This window comes from Flexivirga oryzae (assembly GCF_014190805.1).
Lineage (GTDB): Bacteria > Actinomycetota > Actinomycetes > Actinomycetales > Dermatophilaceae > Flexivirga > Flexivirga oryzae.
This window is the reverse complement of the sequence record NZ_JACHVQ010000003.1, coordinates 1-17,737: the sequence shown is the minus strand read 5'-3', so window position 1 is coordinate 17,737 and position 17,737 is coordinate 1. Positions and strand designations below refer to the sequence as shown.

General features: G+C 66.5%; 16 protein-coding genes. 10 read left to right on the top strand and 6 right to left on the bottom strand.

Annotation, left to right across the window (positions count from 1 at the left end; translation table 11 throughout):
• Positions 1-345: 345 nt before the first annotated feature.
• Positions 346-1,692: a hypothetical protein gene (locus FHU39_RS17040; protein WP_183321838.1), complete on the top strand. Its 1,347-nt coding sequence runs from the start codon at positions 346-348 to the stop codon at positions 1,690-1,692.
• Positions 1,693-2,004: 312 nt separating this feature from the next.
• On the opposite strand, the gene FHU39_RS25050 is transcribed toward FHU39_RS17040, so the two are convergent.
• Positions 2,005-3,360 (bottom strand): SNIPE associated domain-containing protein, encoded by a 1,356-nt coding sequence (locus FHU39_RS25050; protein WP_343065956.1) that lies wholly within the window; start codon positions 3,358-3,360, stop codon positions 2,005-2,007.
• A gap of 154 nt (positions 3,361-3,514) precedes the next feature.
• Positions 3,515-4,609 (bottom strand): hypothetical protein, encoded by a 1,095-nt coding sequence (locus FHU39_RS17030; protein WP_183321836.1) that lies wholly within the window; start codon positions 4,607-4,609, stop codon positions 3,515-3,517.
• A gap of 858 nt (positions 4,610-5,467) precedes the next feature.
• On the opposite strand from FHU39_RS17030, the gene FHU39_RS17025 reads away from it, so the two are divergent.
• Entirely contained in the window at positions 5,468-5,995 is a 528-nt protein-coding gene (locus tag FHU39_RS17025) for a DUF6932 family protein (RefSeq protein ID WP_183321835.1), read from the top strand.
• Complete coding sequence (locus tag FHU39_RS17020; protein WP_183321833.1) at positions 5,982-6,989, top strand: hypothetical protein; 1,008 nt, start codon at positions 5,982-5,984, stop codon at positions 6,987-6,989. The genes FHU39_RS17025 and FHU39_RS17020 overlap by 14 nt, the downstream gene beginning before the upstream one ends.
• Before the next feature lie 171 nt (positions 6,990-7,160).
• Here the strand turns inward: FHU39_RS17020 and FHU39_RS25045 are convergent, their stop codons facing one another.
• The 3 genes from FHU39_RS25045 to FHU39_RS17005 form a co-directional block, all read right to left on the bottom strand.
• Positions 7,161-7,418, bottom strand: a complete 258-nt coding sequence (locus tag FHU39_RS25045) for a PH domain-containing protein (RefSeq protein ID WP_343065955.1) — start codon at positions 7,416-7,418, stop codon at positions 7,161-7,163.
• Between the two features lie 168 nt (positions 7,419-7,586).
• Positions 7,587-8,726 carry a MalY/PatB family protein gene (locus FHU39_RS17010; RefSeq protein ID WP_183321831.1) on the bottom strand — a complete coding sequence of 380 codons (1,140 nt, stop codon included), beginning with the start codon at positions 8,724-8,726 and terminating at the stop codon, positions 7,587-7,589.
• 53 nt (positions 8,727-8,779) lie between these two features.
• On the bottom strand, positions 8,780-9,400 hold the full coding sequence (locus FHU39_RS17005) for a methyltransferase domain-containing protein (RefSeq protein ID WP_183321829.1): 621 nt from the start codon (positions 9,398-9,400) through the stop codon (positions 8,780-8,782).
• A 55-nt stretch (positions 9,401-9,455) separates the two neighbouring features.
• On the opposite strand from FHU39_RS17005, the gene FHU39_RS17000 reads away from it, so the two are divergent.
• The 7 genes from FHU39_RS17000 to FHU39_RS16970 all read left to right on the top strand — a co-directional run bounded on the left by FHU39_RS17000 (position 9,456) and on the right by FHU39_RS16970 (position 16,766).
• On the top strand, positions 9,456-9,806 hold the full coding sequence (locus tag FHU39_RS17000) for a TraR/DksA family transcriptional regulator (RefSeq protein WP_183321827.1): 351 nt from the start codon (positions 9,456-9,458) through the stop codon (positions 9,804-9,806).
• A gap of 77 nt (positions 9,807-9,883) precedes the next feature.
• Positions 9,884-11,026, top strand: a complete 1,143-nt coding sequence (locus FHU39_RS16995) for an ROK family transcriptional regulator (RefSeq protein WP_183321826.1) — start codon at positions 9,884-9,886, stop codon at positions 11,024-11,026.
• 48 nt (positions 11,027-11,074) lie between these two features.
• A complete protein-coding gene (locus FHU39_RS16990) occupies positions 11,075-12,394 on the top strand; it encodes a sugar ABC transporter substrate-binding protein (RefSeq protein ID WP_183321824.1) in 1,320 nt (439 codons plus the stop codon).
• A gap of 6 nt (positions 12,395-12,400) precedes the next feature.
• The gene (locus tag FHU39_RS16985) at positions 12,401-13,357 is read left to right on the top strand and encodes an ABC transporter permease subunit (RefSeq protein ID WP_221185649.1); all 957 of its coding nucleotides are present in this window, start codon (positions 12,401-12,403) and stop codon (positions 13,355-13,357) included.
• Positions 13,354-14,187: an ABC transporter permease subunit gene (locus FHU39_RS16980; RefSeq protein WP_221185648.1), complete on the top strand. Its 834-nt coding sequence runs from the start codon at positions 13,354-13,356 to the stop codon at positions 14,185-14,187. Before FHU39_RS16985 ends, FHU39_RS16980 begins: the two co-directional genes overlap by 4 nt.
• A gap of 5 nt (positions 14,188-14,192) precedes the next feature.
• Positions 14,193-15,824 carry a beta-N-acetylhexosaminidase gene (locus tag FHU39_RS16975; RefSeq protein WP_221185647.1) on the top strand — a complete coding sequence of 544 codons (1,632 nt, stop codon included), beginning with the start codon at positions 14,193-14,195 and terminating at the stop codon, positions 15,822-15,824.
• A 24-nt stretch (positions 15,825-15,848) separates the two neighbouring features.
• Positions 15,849-16,766, top strand: coding sequence for a glycoside hydrolase family protein (locus tag FHU39_RS16970; protein WP_183321822.1), 918 nt, complete (start codon positions 15,849-15,851; stop codon positions 16,764-16,766).
• A 55-nt stretch (positions 16,767-16,821) separates the two neighbouring features.
• Here FHU39_RS16970 and FHU39_RS16965 read toward each other — a convergent pair.
• The coding region (locus tag FHU39_RS16965) for a matrixin family metalloprotease (RefSeq protein WP_183321820.1) at positions 16,822-17,737 on the bottom strand (916 nt) is incomplete at its 5' end.

Sequence of the window (17,737 nt, the reverse complement as noted above, 5' to 3'; positions counted from 1 at the left end):
GAATGCGCGCACGTCATCACCAGCACCGGAGGGGACTTGAACACTTCGTCGACCACCCGAAGATTCGGATTCCGCCGATTTCCGGGCATTTCGTGCTCTCCGGGTAGTCGAACGTGAGCGTCAAAGGGTGACGTTCCTCGACGACGCGGTGAGTGGCGTGACCTTTCCCGGCGCTCGGCTCTAGCGCCGTTTGAATCCAAGCTCCGCGGGCAAATGACCGTCGGTGTCGGTGCTAACGGGCATGCTATTTGCGTGTCTCAGGGTTACGGGGTATCGCAGTTCCTGCAGGCTAGCTGTGATGTCGTCACAACCGGATACCGTCTGGCGTATCGGGGTCGGACAGGGGTGCCGGAGGAGCTCGTCCCGGTATGGACGTGGTTCGTCGGCAGCGTGGTGACCACAGTCGGCCTGAGTGTTCTGGGATTCCTGCTGTACTACCTCTGTCTCGGCCTGCGGCGCCGGGCCAAACGGGCGATTCGTCGGGCGACCCGAGGCTTGGATCTGGAGGCCACGGAACGCTTGGTCGCGAATTATGTGAAATTCGACCGGTGGGCAAGCGCGGCCCAATCCCGTTCCGGGGTGGGTACGTCGCCGACTCCTGCGGGCAGCCCGTCGCCATTCACCAAGAGTGGGCCAGGTTCTCGCCGTGCCCGGCTACTGTTTCGTTTGTTAGGCGCGCTGCGCTGGCCGGTCTTGGTCGTGAAGTACCTGCTGACGTCGCTGTGGGGAGTCCTCACGCTCGCGGCGACTTGGTGGGCCATGGGAGCTCCTGGTGCAGACAGCCTGGACGGCTGGATCCGGCGCCTTCTAACAGATCACGAGAACTGGCTGAGTTTGTCCGCGGTACCCGTTATCGCGGCTGGCGTGGCGGTGTTGACGTTCTCATTCAGCCGGTTACGCGGCGCGCGTGCCATCGGCCACCAATCGTGGCGCAGGAACGAAGCGATGCTCGCCTCGGCCAGCCTTGCCGACCGACAAATCGAGATAGCGATTGCGCTCGACGAGTTGGACGATCTGCTCGACCGCGCCCACCGCAGGTGGTACGTGGCACTGGTTGATGCGCAATCGGATGCCGAGCGGCAATCCCGGTGCGAGGAGATAAAACTGCGTCGGGTGCTGGGTATGCCTGCCGACTTTCGCTCCGCCCGGCCGATGTGGAACCACCGCACAAGGATCGGAACTTCCAATGCGACGGATGACGTGCCGCTCGCAAGACTGCGAGCGCATTTGGATTCGACGTCGGTTCGGGACGAGACCCGGATCGCTCGCGCGGCTCCCTGGCGAGTGGTACGCGTGGCATCACGGCGGCGGATTCGGTGGACGCTGGCGGATATTGATCCGCTCCTAGCGGATCCAGCGTCGCGCGTCGCGATCAGTCTGACGGATGTGGATCTGATCGCCCGGGTCGGGATTCAACAACGCATTGGACGCATTGATCTGAATGACTTGTCCGATTTCGATTCGGAGCAACTCTCTCCCGAGGAGAGAGAGTCGATTGTTCAGGACGCTAAGGAGCGGTGGACAGCCGAGATCCGTCAAGCGTCCGACCGAGGGACCGATCTCGCGCATCGCGTGCTGATCGACGGGTTGATCGGGGTCGCCGAATTGGCTGTTGCCTCAGACACCATTTTCCGGTACGTCCACCCAACCGGACCGCTGACTCAGCTCCTCGAACGGATCTGGCCCGCTTGAAACCGATCGAAGTCGGCTCAGCGCCGTCCTGCCACAGTTGTGCGGTGACCGACTCTATGTTCGCTGGATGAGCAATATTTTGCGTGTAGTTGTCGGCGCGAATGGCAAGCAGGCGATGGACGCATGAAACGGCAAGGCGGGTTGTTTTGTCGTCTCGCCGAATCGGAGCTTGATGTGCCGCGTAACCAACATGTCAGGCGCGGACCAAGATCTCGCTGCCATCGCATGCGTTCTTAACGCGTGCCAGGTCACCCTGCCCCGAGGCGTTCAGCGAATGTTGGGAAGATCGACTGCAAGGACAGACTAGGACGCCTACATCCCTGTCGCGAAGCGTTCAACATTGCGCGGCCAGGCACTGAGGCTTTGTAGGAACTGCTCGGAGACGGGGGAGTCGACGTACTCCAGTAGCGATCCGACGTTTTTCTCGAGTTCGGCCTTCACCTCTGCAGGTGTGGCGAAGAAGAATTCTCGGCGCAGGTTGACATTGTTGAGCTTGCGGTCCGCGAACGCCTGATGCAGTTGCGTCTCGAGGGTGACGGCGTCGTCGGAGAAGTACAGGATGTGCACGTCGAACGGGAAGGGCACGGATGCGTCGCCGAGTTCACGGACCCGGTCCATTGGTTCGAGACGCCTGGTCAGGCCGATTTTGACGACGTTGGTTCCGAACGCACCGACATTGCTGATGACGTAAACGAATCCGGCGCGGATGTTCGCGGCCCGGTAGTCGTTGTGTTCGATGGCGGCGCCGATGGCGGTGATGCGTTCGCGGATCTGTTCGGCTTCTTCGGTGCGTCCTTGGGCGATGAGCTCTTGGTAGACGTTGCTGTAGTGGCTGTGTTCCTTGTTGAGGCGTTCCCGCTCGGCGGCCAGTTCTTTCTCGGCGAGTCGTTCTTCGCGCAGCCGGGCACGTTCGTCGCGTTCTGCTTCCTTCTCCTGCTGGACCTTCATCAGGTAGTCCGAGGTGAGTTCGAGCTCGGTTTTGCGGAGGGTGAGGTAGGAGTCGGCGACACGTATCTCCATCAGCCGGCCAAGCCGGGCGATCGCATCGGCGGACCGCTGCAAGCGTGCTTGCGCGTTCTCCAGTCCGCCGGCTCGCAGTGATCGCACGGCGGCGTCCGCTTCGGCGTTGAAGGCTCGCAACACCAGTTTCGCGTAGTCGGCGACCATCTTGCGGCCTTGGGCCAGGGAGTTGTTGAAGACGAACGAGTCGGAGGCGATGACTGCGTCGCCCTGTTTGATGGCGTCCTTGATCTGTTCACGAAGTTCGTCCAGGGCTTGTTTGTACTGGGGGGAGTTGTCCAGCGGGTGCCGGTAGTAATAGACGCCGACGCGTTGCAGCATCAGTTGGTCATCGAATTCGACGAGTTCTGTTCTGCGCTTGGCGATTTCGGCCTCAAGTGCGCGGAGCTCTGAACCGGCTGAACCGAGGTCGGTGGTTGCGGGTTCAGGCGGAGCCTGTGGCGTGGCCACTGGATGCGCGCCTGCGGTGGTGGCGCTGGCAAGTTCCTGTGTCGCCCGCCGGATCTGTTTCTCGAGACCTTTGAGGCGGATGGTCCGGTCGCGGATCTCCGCTTCCAACTCCACCAGTTGATCCTGCGCCGAGACCATTTCTGAGGTCGAGTGCGCGATCGATTCTTCCGCGTCAGGTGCCTCTGCCGCGGTGTCCACAGGTGCTTGTGCCGGGACGGTTGGAGTCCATAGCTTCCAGCCTGGTGGCGGCGGTGGCCATGCGGGATTTGGTTGCCATCCCGCGGGAGGAGCCCAGCCGGGTGGGGGAGTGGGCCACCCAGGTGGCGGGTTGAACACGTGTGCGGTCATAGCATCAGCGGCCGACGGTGCGGACGCCGCCGGCAGTGGGTGCGGGTCGCATATCCAGCGGTGATTTCGACATGACTGCTCCGAGGTGTTTGAGCATCGCCTCCGGGTCGACTCGTGTCAGTTCGAGCTGGCTGAACCGTTCGCGGTCTGTGGCGACCGCCACCAGAGTGATGGTGGTGTCCTGGCCGGTGGCGGGGTCGATTCCTTCGATGACGCCGCGGTAGGAGATGGACGCAATGTGTCGTGCTGTGTCGTGGGTGAAGACCTCGGCGATGGTGCGGGCAGCAGCCGACGCAATGAATCCGCGGTAGAGCCGCTTGCGTTCCGTGACAGGCAGTTTCGTTGACGCGATCTCGTCCGTGGTCGGCCGGTACTTGTACTCACGCACGGCCGGAACAACATCCGGCGACGGCAGAGTGTGGACGATCATGAGTTCCTGATCGTCCGCCGCGTAGTCGATCTCCATCTGGTCATCGGGCATGAAATCTGGCCAGGACGACAATCCCAGGCAGACCTCGATGAGGTCGCGGACCGCCGCCGGATGGCCCTGGTCGTAGGCGTCGAGCATCTCGTCGGCGTGCCGGTTGGTCTCCTCCACCTGTGCGACCCGCTGCTCACACTCCGACTGGTACTTCATCCGGTCAAAGTTCAGCCGCTGCTTCCGCGCGGCCTCGGCTTGTTCGTGCTCGGCCATGCGGTGCGCGTGCTCACCTAGCAATGCCGACCGCTGCTGGTCCCAATTCGCGTGGATGGTGTTGTGCAACGCCTGAAGTCGTGCGACCTCTTCGGCGTGCTTCTTCGCCCCGCCGAACCGGGCGCTCATGCCCTGCGGCGGTGGGGGCGGTGTGAATCTTGGCTCGGGCGGCAGTTGCGGTGCCGGGGGCGGAGCGACGATCCGGTCATGCTTCGACGCAAACGGTGGATGGGCTGGCTCGACATGGAACCGGGACCGGTCCACCGGTGCCAGGTGTTCGATCCTCGTGGAGAAGAGGCCTTCGATTGAGTTCGTTCGCTCTGCCAGTTCGCGATTGCGGGCCGCAGTTTCGTCCTGTTGCTCCTGCTGATGCCGACGTTTTTCCTCGGCAGCGAGTTGCCGCACCAGCGACTCGTGCGCACGCGCGTTCTGCCGCGCCTGGCGCTCTGCCTCCCGGGCCGCCTGCTGTTGCAGGCGCAGATTCTGGGCGCGCATTCGCGCAGCGTGCACCTCAGCCTGTCGCCGTTGCCTCTCAGCCTGCGCCGACTGCCGCTGCAGTTCTGCGAAGAACCCTCTCCTCTTGGCCATCAGACCCTCCCTAAACGTCTCGCCGCCAGGCTAGGACGCCACCGCACGATGTGAGGCTGATTCCGCTGAAACGCTTCGGCCGTAGGATGGGCTCGCTCCACCGACCCATCGGGGACAGAACGCCTCCGCGCAGCATGGGGAGCACGGGCCATCACCCGCGGCGGAAAGACGCGCCCGACGGCGGCCGGGGTAGATCAATGGCCGCTCGGCAGCCTGGGGTTTGTCGGCGACAGTGTTCACGCTTGCTTGGCTGCGAGGCCGACGCAGTTGGACCACGGTGGTACATCTTCGCCGCCGCCAGAGCACGGACATCATGCCTTGGATCTCAATAGCCGCTTGCGCGTGGTTGTCGGTGACCGTCCGTAGATTCGGTGTGTGAGTGATCCGGCTGAGGGGGCGACTGATGTTCGAACGCGATGCGTGGTACCGGATGGCCAATGGGGGTCACGACGACGTAGGGCTGAGGGCTGCATGATGTCCTCAGGTCCGGTACGGACTATGGCCGGACTACGTGGAGTCTTCCCGGGCCAAGGTGGCCGGCGAGGACGACGCGGACTGGGCATACGACACGACCGCGATGATTTCAACACGGCGCGTTTCGCCAACAGACGCACGGAATCGGTGGCAATGTGTGGCTCGTATCGTCGGTTCGTTTGGCATTCGGGAGGGGCGACCGTGGGGCTGCCTGCGCTACAGGGGGACTACTTGCCGCATGGACGCTGGGCATGCAGCCCGGCGGAGGTGGAGGCGGCGTTCGTGGCCGGGCGCGGTCCGGAGCGCGCCGCGATTTGGCGCGACTGGCTCAAGGCGTTGTCGCTGCTCAAGCAGCTGGTCGGCACCGTTCCTGCTGCCTGGCTGTCGGGCAGTTTCCTCTCGTCAAAGCTCGTGCCAGGTGATATCGACTCAGTGTTCGTGGTGGAGGCGGCCGATTTGCAAGCGGTGCGCCAGCGGCCACAGGACTGGTCGATTGTTGAGTTGTTGGCAGGCGGTAACGGCGCGAAGGACTCGCTCGGGCTGAACGTGGACTCGTACATCTTGCGCTGGTGCCCTTCGTCCGGAGCAAACCCAGAACCCGGAACGGACTACTACGCTTTGCGTGGTTACTGGGATGATCTATGGGTACGGGCTAAGGACTCCGACGCCCGGCGGGAGTCGATTCCACGACGCGGCTACGTGGAGGTGATGATTGATGGCTACAAGTGACAACCTGCCAGACGTCACTGGCCTTCTTGCGAGCCTCCGGCAGCGCTTCACGGAAGAACATCCAGCCGTACGCTACGAACCTGAGGACTTGTCAAGGCTGGGCGTCGAAGCGATCGTTCGGCGCGAGGCCGGCACCGCGCGCACGTTGCACTCGTCCGGCGTTCTCCGCTTCACTGGCTCTGCTGTCGTTGGGAACAGCGCCAACCTTGACGACGTGGGTAGCCTGTCGAGCGCCTGGCAGAAGGCGGTCACGGCGACCGGCGCCGCCCTAGAAGACGTCAAGTCAGTTCGGGGCAAGTTCTCCGCGTCGGTCGTCCTCCGAACGCAGCTCATGCTCACCGCGTCACCGCAGCCGGGATCAGTCGTGTTTGTCGTCGAGCCGAAGCAATCGCCTATGGACGAGGCGGAGCCACACGGGCAAACAACTACTGAGGAACTGGCGCAGCGTCCGCTCGCTGACCGCGCCTCGGAGCGCCTGGTGGAGTTTCTGGCGGCCGGAGTCGACCAAGGCGCAGAGACAGGCGACGCGATTGCTCGGCAGTTGCGCGAGCTCGGGCCAAGGGTCGGTGGCGCGGTAAATGCGCTGGCTCTGGCAATTGACAAGAGCAATGTCACTCTCGACGTCAGTTGGCGCGAACCGGCCAAACCGACTCGACGCGCGAGCGTGGACCCGTCCAAGGCGAAGTTCATCCGGGAGGTCGTGGAGGGACGTGGCCTGGACGCAGAGCCGGAGACGCTGATTGGTCCGCTCCAGACGATCAGCAGTCGCCAGCGCTGGGCCATCGAGACTGCGGACGGACTGGTTCAGTTTGACGCTTCGGAGTTGCCTCCCGCCGACCTTCACCGCTGGAAGGTGGACGACTGGGTTGAAGTTGCGGCGACAGTGGCTGTTCGCGAGCGTGGTGACGGACGGATGGATCGGAAGTTCACCGCGACCGGCATCCGCGAAGCTGAACCGGGAACGCTTCCCGGCCCCGGCCTGGATGCAGACTAGCCAGCTGCGTCCGCATCATCGACTGCGGTGAAGCTGTCGCGATGCAGCGCCCAGCCGGCCGAGTTGTTACTGGGTCGCCCAATGGGTCGCCCACGTGCTTGAGCGGGTGGCCCAGGTGCCGCGTCATTCTGGGCGGAGTGACGCTAGGACTTGACCGATTCGCACCCGCCGTCAACGAAGCGCGTACGAGCCGATCAGCTGTCCGATTGTCCGGATGTCAACCTTGCCCTTGAACTCGAGCCGCACCTTGCCGAGTCCGCTGAACCAAAGTTCCAGTTCCGAGTCGAGGTCGAGTTTGCCTGCAGTCTCCACGGGCCAGGCCTGGACTTTCGCCCACGGCAAGGAGGTGTAGGCCCGCTTCTTTCCAGTGATGCCCTGAACATTCACCGCGTTGAGTCGGCGGTCGGTGAACACGACATAGTCACGCACCGGAAGGCGTGAAGGACAGCCTCTGACTCGATGAGGAGCGGGCCGAGGTCGTCGAGTACATCCGTTGGGCTGATCTCGCCCAGCTTCATCACGGACGCGTTCTAGAAGTCGATCATGACCGGACGGTAGAGCAGCGCGCATCGCTGACATGCTGCAGGTACGTCCAGCTCAGGATCGGTACGTCGTGGCGATCCGCTCGACCGCGGCCGTGAGCATCTCCGCCGAGCACGCGAGGTTGAGCCGGACGTGCCCGACGCCCGGGGCGCCGAAGTCCGGTCCGGGGGTCAGCGCGACCTTCGCGTCCGTGAGGATCCGAGCGGCGGGGTTCGGGTCGTCGGCCAGCGCTCGCAGATCGAGCCAGGCGAGGTAGCTGGCGGTGGGTTCGCGGTAGTCGACTTCCGGCAGGTGCTCTGCCAGCAGGCTGGTCAACAGCCGCCGACTCTCGACCATGGCGGCGATGGTCGCGTCGAGCCACTCCGCACCATGCGTGAATGCCGCTGCGGATGCGTGCATTCCGAGGATGCTGGTGCGCCACAGCACCTCCTCACTCATCCGGTCGAGGCGCGCGTTCACGGCCGGGTCGTCGGCGACGATCATCGCGCACTTGAAGCCGGCGATGTTCCAGCCCTTCGACGCGGACGTGACACAGACGCCGACCTCGCGAGCGGCCGCGCACGTGTCGAGGAACGGCACGAAGTGACCGTCCGGGTGCGTCAGCGGCCCGTGGATCTCGTCGCTGACGACGAACGCCCCGTGCTCCCGGGCGAGTTCGGCGAGCGCCCGCAGGTCATCCGCCGGATGAGGTACGCCGATCGGGTTGTGGGGATGGCACAGGAGCACAGCCTTCACACCGTCCACGAACGCCGCTTCGACCCCGGCGAGGTCGATCCGCCGGTCCACCAGTGGAACCTCGTAGGTCGTGTGCCCTGCCTCCGGGACGAGTCCGAAGAAGGGCGGATACACCGGCGGCATGATCGCCACCCGTGACCCCGGCTCCAGCAACACGCGCAGCACCTCGACGATCGCGACACTGACGTCGGTGGTGCACCGCACGAGCGAGGGGTCGAGGGCCCAGTCCCAGCGGCGCCCCGCGAACCCGGCAAAGGCCCGGGCCGCAGGGGATGCGTCGCTCACGTAACCGGTGTCGGACGCTCGGACCCGGTCGATGACCGCCTCCGCCACCACCGGCGCGATCGGGTAGTCGGTCTCCGCGACGAACAGGGGCAGCACGTCGTCGGGGTACGTCACCCATTTCTCGCTCGTGCGAGCGCGCAGCAACTCGATCGGGTCGGCTTTCACACCTGGCATTTTTCGCCCTTCGGGTGAGGGACCACCTGCGCGGTCGGGTCCCGGAGTCGTCGCTACGCCTTGGTCGCCGTACACAGGAAGATCCCGAACTCGCGCTCGTTCTTGGTGATGGTCGTGGCGTCGACGAAGACCACCTCGGTGAAGCCGGCACGCGTCAATCGCCCGGCGAGATCCGGCCGGGCGAATCCGTGATGTCCGTCGAAGTCGGGTTTGTCGGCATGCAGGGCGCCGTCAGGGTCCTCGTCGAGATCGGCGATGGCGATCCGTCCGCCGTCAGCCAAAAGCCCTGCCACGGACCGCAACAGCGCATCCACGTCGTGCACGTGGTGCAGCGCCATCGAGCTCCACGCCACGTCATACCGACCGTCGAGGTGACCGGTCGACAGGTCCGCCCGCACCGCGTGCAACCGGTCACCGAGGTGTGCCGCCTCGATCCGCTGCTGCGCGACCTGCACCATCCCGGCCGACGGATCCGTGACCACCACGGAGCCGACCCGATCGGCGAGCAGGATGCTCAGCCGCCCGGTGCCGCCGCCGATATCCAGGGCGCGCATCCCCGGGTCGAGGTCCACCGCGTCCTCGATGGCCCGGGCCACCGCGACCTGCCGCCTCTCATGGTCGGCGTCGTCGTCCCACGTCGCCGCTTCGTCGTCGAATCGCGTGTGTTCCTGCACGATCCCAAATCTAGTGCGGCCGCGCCGCCCCGGCTCGCCATGCCACCATGAGCGGATGGAGGGCGCACGCGAACTGCTGGAGGCCGAGCGGCAACAGGCGTCGCAGCGGCTCGCCGCGCTGACCGACGACTTCGACAACGTCGTCGAGGCCTCCCGGGACTCCAACGCCGACGACGAGCACGACCCGGAGGGCGCCACCATCGCGTTCGAGCGCGCGCAGGTCTCGGCGCTCGCACAGCAGGCCCGTGAGCACCTGGCCGAGATCGACGCTGCCCTCGAGCGACTGGCCGACGGCAGCTACGGGAGCTGCGCCCGCTGCGGGCAGCCGATCGCGGCGGGCCGGCTGCAGGCGCGACCGACCGCCCGGACCTGCATCGCCTGCGCCGCCGCGCATCTCACCCACTGAGACGTTCGCCGAAACCGTTGACGAACCCCCTCTAAAGGTTCTTTAGTTCCTTTACTAAAGAACCTTTAGGAGAAGAGATGACAGGCCGTGCAGGGGTCTCCGACCCGACCGCACGTGTCCGCCGGTCCTGGGCGAAGGCCGAGATCGGGGACACGCGTCGGCACAACCGCGCGCTGTTGCTCGACACGCTCTTCCACGACGGCGCGATGAGCCGCGCCGAGCTGGCCCGCCGCACCGCGCTCACCGCGCCGACGGTGTCCGCCGTGATCAGCGACCTGCAGGCCGAGTACCTCGTGGTCGATGTCGGGGAAGCCGTTCCCGCCCGACGCGGCAAACCCGGCAGCCTCGTGAAGGTCAACGACAGCGACGCCGTCGTGGTCGTCGGAGACCTCTCCGACAGCTCCGGGGTGGTCGCCGGCATCACCACGCTGTCCGGGAAGCTGCTCAATTCCGGTCGCCTCCCGCTCGCTCCCGGCAGGGAGCAGACGCCGGTCGAAGACGTGCTCGCGTTCGTCGAGCAGGTGGCGCGCGAGGCCGACGACACCTACCACGTCGTCGGCGTCGCGCTCGCGGTCCCCGGGGTCATCGACGCCGACGGCACCGTGGTCCGTGCCTCTCACCTCGGCTGGGCCGACGTGCCACTGGCCGCGTTGCTGTCCGAGCGCCTCGACCGGCAGGTCCACGTCGGCAACGACGTGAACGCCGCCACCATCGCCGCCCGACAACTGCACGGCATCGAGGCACACAACCTGATGCTCGTGTATGTCGAACACGGCGTCGGCGCCGGCCTGGTCATCGGCGACCAGTTGCTGGAAGGCGAGACCTTCGCAGCCGGCGAGATCGGGCACCTGTCGGTCGATCCCGACGGACCCGAGTGCACCTGCGGCCGACGCGGCTGCCTGCAGGCCTACCTCGACCCGCACAACCTGCGACCCCGCGTCGAGGCGCGCGGCGACGACGCGCTCGCCGAGGCCGGCGCCGCCCTCGGCCTCGCGCTGTCCGGCGTGATCAGCGCCCTGAACCTCACCCAAGTCGTCGTCGCAGGCTCCGCCGACCTCGTCGGATCGGACGCCTTCCTCGATGCGGCCACCTCCACCGTGCTGGAACGAACGCTGGCCGGCATCAACGCCGAACCTCAGATATCCGCCCTCGCCGACACCGACGAACTCATCCTCCAAGGAGCGCTCTGCCTGATCCTCGCTGATCTTGGAATTCGCTGAACCACCAACACTTCTCGCAAGATACACCTCACCTCTCAGGAGACACCCATGCCCAAACGCAGGTACCTCTATGCCCTCAGCGCCGGCCTGGTCGCAACCCTCGGCCTCACCGCCTGCTCCGGCGGCAGCAGCCAGGGAGCGGACTCACCGCAGTCGGTGCCCAGCGCGTCCAACGCTGCAGGCAAGAAGATCACCGTCTGGGTGATGCAGGACGACTACACCGACAAGACGCTCAACGCGATCAATGCCCAGTTCACCAAGCAGACCGGCGCCAAGGTCGACGTCCAGGTCCAGCAGTGGGACGGCATCACCACGAAGATCACCACGGCACTGAGCACCTCGACCCCGCCGGACGTCCTGGACATCGGCAACACCCAGGTCGCGAGCTTCGCCGCCACCGGCGGGCTGGCGGACCTGACGTCATACAAGAAGGACCTGCAGCAGGGCCAGACCTGGCTCGGCGGACTGGTCGAGCCCGCCACGGTCGACGGAAAGCTCTACGCGGTGCCGGGATTCGCCGGTGCCCGCGCGGTGATCTACAACAAGACCATGTGGAAGAAGGCCGGCGTCACCTCCGCGCCCACGACCATGAGTGAGCTGGAGAGCGACCTCGCAAAGGTCAAGGCCGCCCAGTCGGGCAGCGACTTCTCGCCGTTCTACCTGCCGGGTCAGGACTGGTACGTCGGCATGCAGTTCGTCTGGTCGGCCGGCGGCGACCTCGCCACGAAGTCCGGTGACACGTGGACCGCCGGGCTGAGCACACCCCAGGCGCAGAAAGGCCTGACGGCGTTCAAGAAGTTCCAGAACGCGTACTCCTCCACCGCGTCTCAGACCCTCTTCACCGACACACCCGACCAGAACCAGGTCTTCGCCGACGGCAAGACCAGCGCGATCGTCGCGACCAACGGCGCAATCGCCAATATTCAGAAGGCGAATCCAGCGCTGAAGGACTCGGACCTGGGCACCTTCGCCATGCCGGCGGCCGATGGCACGCAGCCGGTGATGCTGGGCGGCTCCGACTGGGGCATCGCCGCCAAGAGCAAGAACCAGCAGTTGGCGCTGCAGTGGACGAAGATCGCCGCGAGCCCGCAGATGCAGCAGAAGTGGGTCTTCGGGAACGACGGCTGGATCCCGAACTCCACGCAGGCGACCAAGGCGGCCACCGCCGACGTGCCGGCGATCACCAAGGGCTTCTTCACCGCTGCACTCATCTCCAAGGCGACGCCTGCCAGCCCGCAGTGGGCGACGATCGAAGGCACCAAGGACGTGAACAACCTCTTCTCCTCGATCGCCTCGGGCAAGCAGTCCGTCGCGAACGCCGCGAAGTCGTTCGACGGCAAGCTCAACAAGACCCTCAACGCCGGCTGACCCGTCGTGAGCCTGCTGACCAAAGACAGCCGTCCCGGGCTGGCCGCGCCCGGGACGGCGCCCGCGGCCCCGCGTGCTGGCCAACGCGCACCGTGGCTGATGGTGAGCCCGTCGCTGGTCGTCATCGGCGTTGTGACGCTGGTGCCGATCGTGCTGCTGGCATTCGTGTCGTTCACGGACTACGACCAGCGGTCTTTGTTCACAGGTGTTTTCGGCTGGACCGGCGTCGACCAGTACACGCAGTTGTTCCAGGACAGTGCGTTCTGGTCGGCGACCGCACGAACCTTCCTGTTCACCGCCGCACTGGTCGTCGGCAGCGTGCTGATCGGCGCGTTCTTCGCCTACCTGCTCACCCGCCTGGGCACCGCGGTGCGCACCGTCTTCACCGTCTCGCTGGTCCTCGCCTGGGCCATGCCGACGGTCGCGTCCTCGGTCGTCTGGAACTGGCTCTTCCAGCCCGGATACGGCGTCGCCAACTGGATCCTCACGAAACTGCACGTCTTCGGTGACCTGACGAACACCGACTGGGCCAACGACAAGTGGCTGGCGTTCCTGGTCATCTGGTTGCTGATCGTCTGGCAGGCGGTGCCGTTCATCGCCCTGACCCTGTATGCCGCACTGACCCAGATCCCGGGAGAGCTGACCGAGGCCGCACGCATCGACGGGGCCGGCGAATGGCGCACCTGGTGGTCGATCACCATGCCCATCCTCAAGCCCACGTTCCTGCTGGTCACCATCCTGTCGGTGATCTGGGACTTCAATGTTTTCAACCAGATCTGGCTGGTGTCCGGTGGCGGGCCGGGCGACAGCACCAGCACCCTGGGCGTCTACGCCTACAAGACCGCGTTCGTCGGTTTCCACGTGGGGCAGGGGGCAGCCATCGCACTGGTCACCACGGCCCTGTTGGCCGCGGTCAGCTGGTTGTACGTCCGGCAGTTGGTGCGTTCGGGGGAGTCGTTGTGAGCAGCAGGAACAAGGTCGGCCGCAAGGGCGGGCTGCTGGTCAACTCCCTGGCGATCTGCTGGGTGTTCCCGGTCTACTGGATGCTGAACACCGCGCTGAAGCCGCGCAAGGACGTCATGTCCGCGACGCCGAAGTTCTTCCCCAGCCCGCCGTCGTTCGACAACTTCCGGACCGCGTTGACGCAGACCAACTTCGCCGAAGACCTGCGCAACAGTGTGATCGTCGTCGGAGCCACCGTGCTGATCGCCCTCGCGCTCGGGCTCTTCGCGGCGGCCGCGTTGACCCGCTTCAAGTTCCGGGGGCGGCGCACGATCATGATCTCGGTCCTGATCGTCCAGATGGTCCCGCCGTCCGCACTACTGATCCCGACCTTCCTGGTGTTCAACAAGATCGGCCTGCTGGGCACCTACCTCGGGCTCATCCTGGCGTATCTCGCGCTGGTCCTGCCGTTCTCGATCTGGGTGATGCGGGGCTTCTTCCTGGCGGTCCCGGTCGAGGTCGAGGAGGCCGGTCGGCTGGACGGCGCCTCCCAGTGGCAGATCCTCACCAAGATCCTGTTCCCGCTGGTCGCGCCCGGCGCGGTCGCCACGAGCATCTTCACCTTCATCACCGCGTGGAACGACTACCTCATCGCCTACACGTTCATGCAGGACCAGAGCCGCTACACCCTTCCGGTCTGGCTGGCATCGTTCAGCACCCCCGACAAGGGCACCGACTTCGCCGGTCAGATGGCCGCATCGGTGCTGTTCTCCCTGCCCGTCGTGATCTTCTTCCTCTTCCTCCAGCGGCGCCTCGTTTCGGGGATGTCCGCCGGGGCCGTGAAAGGCTGACCCAGTTGCCCGACATCATCCCGCGTCCGCGCCGTCTCGTGGTGGGAGGCGGCACGCTCACGCTCACCGCGGACGCCACCATCTCCGCCGACGCGACCCTGTGGCCGGCCGTGCGGAGACTGCGCCGACAGCTGCAGGACAGCACCGGCTTCGAGCTGCCGACCGCCACCGACCCGGCGGTCGCGACGTTCCACCTCCGGGCGACGGAAACCCTTCCCGCAGAGGCGTACCGGCTCACCGTCGACGGATCGCAGGTCCGCATCGAGGCAGCGGATGCGAGCGGCGCGCTGCACGCCATACACACCCTGCTGCAGCTGATGCCGCCGCAGGTGCACCGCCGCGCCGTGGTCCAGGACGTCGACTGGCGGATCACCCAGGTCGTCATCGAGGACGAGCCGGCGTTCGTATGGCGGGGCGTCATGCTCGACGTCGCACGGCACTTCCTGCCCAAGCACGACGTGCTGCGCTTCATCGACCTGGCGGCGCTGCACCGGCTCAACACGTTCCACTGGCACCTGACCGACGACCAGGGCTGGCGCGTGCAGATCCACCGCTATCCCCGGCTGACCGAGATCGCGTCGTGGCGCGCCGAGAGCATCGTCGGCTCCGAGCTGACCGGTGCACCCGACGGCCGACCGCACGGCGGGTTCTACACCCAGGACGACATCCGGGAAGTCGTCGCGTACGCCGCCGAGCGCGGCATCACGATCGTGCCGGAGATCGACCTGCCGGGCCACAGCCAGGCCGCGATCACGGCATACCCGCAACTCGGCCTGCACCCGGACCGACCGAGCCAGGTGCTCACCGGCTGGGGAGTCAGCAGTGACGTCCTCAACCTGGAGGAGGACACGGTTTCGTTCTTCTGCAACGTTTTCGACGAACTGCTCGAGCTGTTCCCCGGCCCGTACATCGGCGTCGGCGGCGACGAGTGCCCGAAGGAGCCGTGGCGGCAGCACCCGCGGACCCAGCAACTGATGCGCGAGCGCGGGCTGGCGGACGAGGTGCAGGCGCAGGCGTGGTTCATGGGCCGGATCGTCGAGCACCTGGCCGGCCGCGGCCGCAAGGCGTTCGGTTGGGACGAGCTGCTGGAGGGCTCGGTGCCGGACGGCACGCTGGTCGCGTCGTGGCGCGGTATGACGGGCGCGCTCGCGGCGGTCCGCAGAGGGCTCGACGTCGTGTCCTGTCCGGACACCCCGGCGTACCTGGACTACCGGCAGTCCGACGACCCGGCCGAGCCGATCCCGGTCGGGGTCGTGAACGACCTGCAGCGGGTCTACGCATTCCGGCCGGTGCCCGCTGCGGCCACTCCGGAGCAGGCGCGCCGGGTGCGTGGCGGGCAGGGCAACATCTGGACCGAGCACATCGACTCGGCCCGGGTGGTCGACTACTTCGCGTTCCCACGGCTCGCCGCGCTGGCCGAGGTGCTCTGGAGCGGCCCGGGCGGCGACTTCGACGATTTCACCGGCCGGCTCGAGGTCCACCTGCGTCGGCTGGACGAGTTCGGTGTGGAATACCGGCGCAGCGACGGTCCCCGGCCGTGGGAGCGCCGCCCCGGCATACCCGGCAGGCCCGAAAGTGATGCCGAACGCGCCGCCATCATCGACGACCTGGTCGCATCGATCGGTGGTGGCGACTGACCGGTCCGCGGCCTGCACCCGGGAGTGAGGAACCGGCCGGCGCCCGGGGACGTCCGTTCCACGGCCACCGGCAACTGGAGGAAGCTGCACGTCGGCACCGCCCCGAAGGCACGAGGGCCGTGGAAGGTGTCGAAGAAGCGGTTGCTGACGACCCGGCCGAAGTGGATGTCCACGAACAAGAAGGCGTCGGTCTGGGCGCCGTCCCTCATCCGCGGTGACAACGGCAAGTTCGTCGTCTACTACTCCGGCGTGGTCAAAGGCACCAAGGGTCGTCGCTGCATCGGTTCGGCGACCGGCAACTCCGCAACCCACGCATTCCACCCGGACAGCCGGCCCATCGCCTGCTGGAAGGGTTCCGGCACCAGCCCGAAGGACAAGATCAAGAGCGAGGGCGCCGGGTTCTCGCTGATCGACCCGACCCCCGCGAGGATCGGCAACACGACGGTGCTGACCTACAAGACGCAGTTCCGCGCACACGGCAAGTGGCACACCACGATCCGCATGGTGAAGCTCAACTCGGCGAGCCCGAACCACGTCGTGGCGAATCCGGTCCACGCCAACGGTCAGAGCATCCGGTTGACCAACTCCTGGAGCAAGTACATCGAGGAGAACCCGGTGCTGGTCAAGCACGGCAAGCGGTACACGCTCTTCACCTCGTTCGGCTGGTTCGGCCGTTGCAACTACGTCACCCGTTACCGGCAGAACACCAGCCTGTGGACCGGCTGGAAGCACAAGAAGGCGGCCAACCTGAAGTTCCCGGCCAACACCAACACCTGCGGCAGGGGCAACGCGCAGGTGATGCGCGGGACCAAGAGCGGCACCTGGCGGATCTTCTTCAACGGACACCCGGACGGCCCCGAGCCCGGGCACGGACCGAAGGGTTTGTATGTCGGCTCGGTGGCCTGGCACCACGGCCGTCCGTCGGTGACGGCGATCCTCTGACGCGACTGCTGCCTCAGCGGGTCGGGGCCGCCATCGCGCGACAGCGTGGGGCCGCCTACTCGGTGAAGCAGGAGCCGAGCCCGAGCCGCCGCAGACCTTCGCGGTCGCCCGGGCCGAACGTGGTCCGCCCGGTGGTGTCGGCATACATCAGCTCGGATCGGGCCGGCACGTGCCGGAGCCCGACGAGGTGGCCGAACTCGTGCATGACGACCGCGCGGGCGGCCTGCCACCCGCCGTCGCGCCGCAGCGCGCCGGCCAGTTGGGGGCCGTCGAGGTCGACCGACCCGCTCACCCAATGCTGTTGGTCCGCGTCGATGTATGGCGCCCCGTCCGGCCCGGCCAGACCCGCGACCGGGCCCTTCAGCTGCGGCACGGTGCCGGGGTCGGTCCACGCCACGAGCACCGGCGACCACCGGTCGCCGTACCGGGCCCGGTCCTCCGCGGCCCGGTCCGCGGACGGCGTCTCGGAGGTCGTGCCGTCGAAGACGAACCGCAGCCCGGTCGCCGCGCTGACCTGCGCGACGGCCTCGTGCAGCAGCTTGCTGCCGTGCGGCGGCGCGTCCGAGTCGTTGACGACCAGGTGGATCGGCCGGCACGGGTCCCAGGCGACGGGTCGACCGTCATCGATGCCGTCGATGGTCGCGATGAACGCGTAGTCGTGGGACGACGACGCCTTGGCCGGCGGGGTCCCCAGCGGGTGCGTCCGGGCGTCCGCCGGGACCGGCGGCCACGACCCGGGTATGCCGTCGACGCTGCCGTTCGTGGAGTGCGTGGTGTGCGCGCCGATGACCAGATCCGTGCCCGGGATGTGCACCCCGCCGACCACTCCGTCCCCGGAGCCGCCCAACAGGACCGACCGGGCATAGAGCAGTCCCGAGGCCACGGCCACCAGCACCACGACCGTCATGATCCGGCCCGGCCAGCGTCGGCGCTTGCGGGTGCGGGGCGCACGCGCCTTCGTCGGTTCGCGC

Excerpts from the sequence above, each read along its gene's own strand:
- FHU39_RS17010 (WP_183321831.1), bottom strand. The coding sequence starts at position 8,726 with ATGCCAGGTGTGAAAGCCGACCCGATCGAGTTGCTGCGCGCTCGCACG.
- FHU39_RS17020 (WP_183321833.1), top strand. The coding sequence starts at position 5,982 with ATGGCTACAAGTGACAACCTGCCAGACGTCACTGGCCTTCTTGCGAGC.
- FHU39_RS17000 (WP_183321827.1), top strand. The coding sequence starts at position 9,456 with ATGGAGGGCGCACGCGAACTGCTGGAGGCCGAGCGGCAACAGGCGTCG.
- FHU39_RS16990 (WP_183321824.1), top strand. The coding sequence starts at position 11,075 with ATGCCCAAACGCAGGTACCTCTATGCCCTCAGCGCCGGCCTGGTCGCA.
- FHU39_RS16995 (WP_183321826.1), top strand. The coding sequence starts at position 9,884 with ATGACAGGCCGTGCAGGGGTCTCCGACCCGACCGCACGTGTCCGCCGG.